We start from the raw sequence: 4867 nt of genomic DNA on the forward strand, positions 1-4867 counted from the left end.
GAGCGGTATCGGCGATGTATCATCCTCATGATCATGAGCACCACCAGTATGACCGTCGCCATCGCCATGGTCGGTATCTGTATCGTTGGGCTCCGTTTCAGCGGTCCCAAAACGGAAATTATCGCCATCACTTGTGACCGGCTTGTGCTTGGGCCCCGGTTTGACCCCTTCAAGAAAGGTGATTGCGATTCCGGCACTCTGGAAATGGTCGAAGCGAAATTCGCGCGGATCGGTGTCGAGACGCAGTTTCAAACCCTCTTGGAAAGAAATCTTGGGCGCGTGATCATGATAGCCTGTCTCGGCGCCCGGGTGCGGCGCAGAAGCATCGCTGGATTTTGAATTAAGCGTATGTTCCCCAGAGGTCGTCACGTTCAAATGCCACTCACAACAGGCTGCAAACTTATCAATATTCCGCCATCCCTCGAAACAATGCCGTGACGGAACAAATTGAGTGGTTTCAGCAGCACGTTCATGCCCAACCTGATATCAAAACCGACCTTGGCCACGGTCGGACACCACCGGACCATCAAGCGGGCAACCATGCAACGGCAAGGTCCACATTCGATTTATGGCCGGAGACCACGTCGATTTCTCTCGTTTCTCAATCCAAAAAAACCGACCACTGGCAATATTTCGGGTCGGAAAAAAGCAAAACCAAGTGGTGGAGATCATACCATGGAAAGGTGATCCATGAAACTGCTTGTGAGTGCAGGGCAGCCTTCCTGAGCGGTATTAAGCCTGTTTGGGCGCGGATGATACCGTTCTGCGCGTGACAGTTTCTTACCGGGTTAATTGTCAGGGTTGCGTCTGGCGTCGGCCCTAAAAGCGCTTCTGGCAATGCTCAGCTGCGACGGTTCAGCGCATCGCGATAAATCTGCAAAATCTGCTCAATTTTCTTCTGCCAGTCGAACTCTTCCCGAATTTTCCGAATCCCGGCCTCACCCATGGTCTGGCGTTTCATTGGATTATTTGCGAGCTGCGAGATGCTTTGCGCAAGCCGGATCGAGAAGTCATGCCGGGGCGCGGGCGGGACAAGTATGCCGCAGCTTGGGTCGATGTAATCGGCCGGACCACCCCAGTCGGCAGCGATCACTGGACGGCCCATGCTCATCGCTTCAAGGACCACGGCGCCACCGCATTCGCGCAATGAATTCAGGATCAGAGCATCCGACATGCGCAGCACATCGGCGCATTCGGACTGCGACCGGAACCCGAGAAACCGCACGTGATCTCCGAGGCCGGTCTGTGCCGCCTGTGCCTCAAGAGCCGGTCGGGTGGGGCCGTCGCCGAGGATATCCAGCGTAACATTGGCTCCACCTTCGCGTGCAAGGCGCACCGCCTCGATCGAAAAATCGAGACCCTTGAGCGGGATCATCCGACCCATGAATACAAGCTTGAGTTTGCCGGGTTTGGAAGGCAGTCTGGACTGAACCTCGTTCGACCATACAGACAGATCGACCCCGTTTTCAACTAGTGTAATCGCCCAGTTTCGATTCGGAACGGGCAGGCCGGTGCGGGTACGTTCGTTTGCGACAAGGAGAACATCAGCGCGCCGCTTGCCCGGAATGAGGAGGTTGGCCAACAGTCCGAGGGTTCGCGCGGCGGGAACGAACAGGCGCGACATCCGGCTTTCATAATCCTCGTAGCCTTTCGGGTAGGACATGTTCCCGTTCATCGGCCCGATCACCACCGGCACGCCAAATCCGTGAATGCGCGATGGCGCACGCGGCGATACGGGGATCGGTTGGTGGATAAGATCTACCTGACCCTGGCTTACCAGGTCGCGGATCAGGCGTTTTTGAAAGGCCTCATTGATCTGGTTGATCAGGTTGCCAATCAACGGCGTGCGCACCGCTTCGGGAAGACCCTTGCCAACCCGCCAGACCGCGCGGTGATAGCGTGAATCGTCGATATAATAAATATGATCTGCATCGTCGGGCAACGCGGTGGTCAACTCTTCCCGGTTGCGGCTATGAGCGATCAGTTTGGCCGGGTGGCCATGTTGCCTGAGGATCTGGAAATACTTTAGCGGCAAGAACGCTTCGCCCCCCATGCGGGCAGAGGCATTTGGCGCGACGATGAGAACCTTGAGCTTTGAATTGTCTGTCATTCTGGCAAATCTGAAATATCCGGCCGCTTCGCCACTATCGGTGTCGGTTGGGGACGATCGTGTACCATAAGCCACCATATGCCGCGGAGCTACAAGGTCTCTGACCTAAGAAACGGGAAGTTAGATGAAACTCTCGATGGATTTGTTGCTTTTACGGTTCATAAAATTGCCATTCTTGGATGTTTGGAAGAATGGCTTTTGATTAGGCAAGACGGTACAAGCTCCCGGAGGCTATATTTGTTCGATGTAGTGACGGCCACGATTTGATTGATTTGAGATGAACGAATGACAGACAGGCTCAGGACCACGGCGATCGAGGCCAGCAACTCACTGGACTTTATCGAAAAAGCGTTTCGTCTATACGATGCGGGTTCGTTGTTCACGGTTCAGCGCGACGGGTTGGACCTGTCACAATACCCCGGTCTTGAAGTCGCCGAACGGCTGTCGACGGCACTCGGCGGCGGATGGGGAAAGCAGAGTTTCGTCCCGGGGTCATCCGTCACCCCTGCGCAGATCCTGTTCTCGTCGGGCACCGAGGGTTTGCCCAAGCCCATTGTTCTCAGCCAGCGTAATATCTCGGACGTTGTTTTGCGGCTGAATACGGCGATGAAACCGGATGAGACGATCCGGGAATATATTGGGGTGCCGGTCACCTATTCCTTCGGGCTTGGCCGGGCACGCGCGGTTTCGGCAGCCGGAGGGCAGTTTTATCTGCCCGAGCGATTTGATCCTGTCGAGATTCGCGAGATGCTGGAGAAGGGCGAGATCAACGCGATTTCGGCTGTGTCGACCCTGTGGCGCGTGATCCTATCAGCGCCTGATGCCATCGGCAGGGCAGCGGAAGCTGTGCGCTGGATCGAGATTGGCAGCCAATACATGTCCGGTCTGGAAAAGGCCGCAATGCGCAAGCTTTTCCCGAATGCGCGAATTGTTCAGCATTACGGGCTGACCGAGGCGTCGCGCACCACCTTCCTTGATGTTTCGGTTGCGGACGAGGCTTTGTTGGAAAGTGTCGGTACCGCGTCTGAGGCTGCCGCCGTCAAGATTGGGGAAGAGGGCGAAATCTGTATTCGCGGGGCGCATGTTGCCCTAGGTATCCTGAACGCTTCGGGTCGGATCGATCCGCTGAAGGACGATCAGGGCTGGTTGCACACCAAGGACAAAGGAGCCATCAGAGACGGGCAGCTTTTCTACGAAGGGCGGCTGGACGATCAGATGAATATCGCCGGTGTCAACGTCAACGCCGAAAACCTGGAACAAGTGATCGTCGACCTGTGTTCCTGCGCCGGCGGGATTGCGGTCAGCAGTGTATCCGATCCTTTGCGTGGTGATGCCGCGATCGTTGCCGTGCACAAAGATATTGCCGAACGCGTACCATTGATCGAAAAGGCCGCCGAGATCGCGCTGAGAAAGTTTGGTGTCAACCAAAGAGGATGCATACATGTCTTCCAGGTTGAAGAGATTCCCGAAACGGGCACCGGTAAGGTGCAGCGCAAGCTTCTGGGCGGGCTTTTCCAAGCCCATACCGAAACGAATGTGGGCAAGGCATCCGACCGGGGCCGGGCCGCAACAGAGGATATGACCGCGACCGAACTGCGCGTCGCCGACGCATGGCGCAAGGTGGTCGGCCAGGTAGCGACGAACCCCGAAGAAACATTCTATGATGCCGGTGGCGATTCCCTGAGTGCGGTTCAGATCGGTCTGATCATGGAGAACGACTTTGCCCGTCGGTCTGTGCGTGCGACCCTGGAGGGGCGATCGCTGCGGGATGTGGCGCAGGCCGAAGATGAGCAAGACGCTGTGCCTGCCGAAACACCGTCGCTGCCGGAACGAACCACAGCGACCTGGGCGATCAACATCACTCGGGGATTAATGGCGCTTGCGGTGATGTTCGCGCATTGGGGACCGGGGTTGTTTTCCCGGCTTGGCATCGGGCGCGAGGTCGATTTCTTTCTTGGTGGCGTTTACCGCATGGGCACCGAAGGCTTTGCTACCATTTTCGGGATCGGCCTTGGGTTCTTTTTCCTACCGCGTTGTGCCGATGATAGCGCCGCCGTCAACAAAAGGTTGTGGCAATCGTTCCTGTTGGTGCTTTCGGGCTTGACATTGATTGCTGTGGTAAGGCTGATACGGCTCTACATACTGGATCAGGAGATTGGCGGGCTCGAAATCGCGCACGCCTTCTACAATATTCTGGCGTATTACGTAGTGGCATTTGCCACGGTGCCGCTTTGGCTGCGCTATCTGAATGCGGGGGACCGGGTGGTTTTGCGCGCATTGCTGGTTGTTGCGCTTGCATTACCCGTTACATGGACATTGCAGGCCATTTTGCCGGGTCAGTTGGATAGCATCCTTGAATGGCCCAGACTGCTTGCGGTTGCGAATTACAGCTATTTCAGACTGTGCGCGCTGGTATTTGGCGGCATTGCCCTTGGCTACTGGTTCTCGCGTCAGGCTAGCCTGACCGAAAGCAGCAAGACACTTATCTGTGCGGGCGCATTCGGTATGGCCATCGCGGTGGTGGTTGGTCTGGATGTGCTGCCAGCCAACCCGCTTGCCACCAGTAAATCCCCGTTCTTCCAAAGTCTCTTGGGTTATGTCTTCTATTTCTGCGCCGTGGTCTTCCTTGTCGGGTTGTTCGACCAGTTCCTCAAGTCCTGGAACGACCTTGGCAGTTTTGTCCGCGGTACGCTTCAGATCATGATCGTGATCGGCGGGCTTGCTCTGCCGATCTACGCGTTCCACGGTATTGTCATT

Annotated in this window: 3 protein-coding genes; 2 read left to right on the forward strand and 1 reads right to left on the reverse strand. The window is 56.2% G+C overall.

Annotated elements, in window-relative coordinates; all coding sequences use genetic code 11:
- Positions 1–339, forward strand: a 339-nt coding sequence (locus Q1B27_RS24375; RefSeq protein WP_299852764.1) for a hypothetical protein, incomplete at its 5' end; no start/stop codon positions are given.
- Between the two features lie 502 nt (positions 340–841).
- Here the strand turns inward: Q1B27_RS24375 and Q1B27_RS24380 are convergent.
- A complete protein-coding gene (locus Q1B27_RS24380; protein WP_299852766.1) occupies positions 842–2110 on the reverse strand; it encodes a glycosyltransferase family 4 protein in 1269 nt (422 codons plus the stop codon).
- Positions 2111–2395: 285 nt separating this feature from the next.
- Between Q1B27_RS24380 and Q1B27_RS24385 the strand changes: the two genes are divergently transcribed.
- Positions 2396–4867: AMP-binding protein (locus Q1B27_RS24385; protein WP_299852768.1), on the forward strand; the 2472-nt coding region annotated here is incomplete at its 3' end.

The sequence above is a fragment of the uncultured Roseovarius sp. genome (genome assembly GCF_947489715.1).
Classification (GTDB): Bacteria; Pseudomonadota; Alphaproteobacteria; order Rhodobacterales; family Rhodobacteraceae; genus Roseovarius.

Bases quoted from the DNA above. Each gene is read 5' to 3' on its own strand.
- Q1B27_RS24380 (WP_299852766.1), bottom strand. From the start codon at position 2,110: ATGACAGACAATTCAAAGCTCAAGGTTCTCATCGTCGCGCCAAATGCC.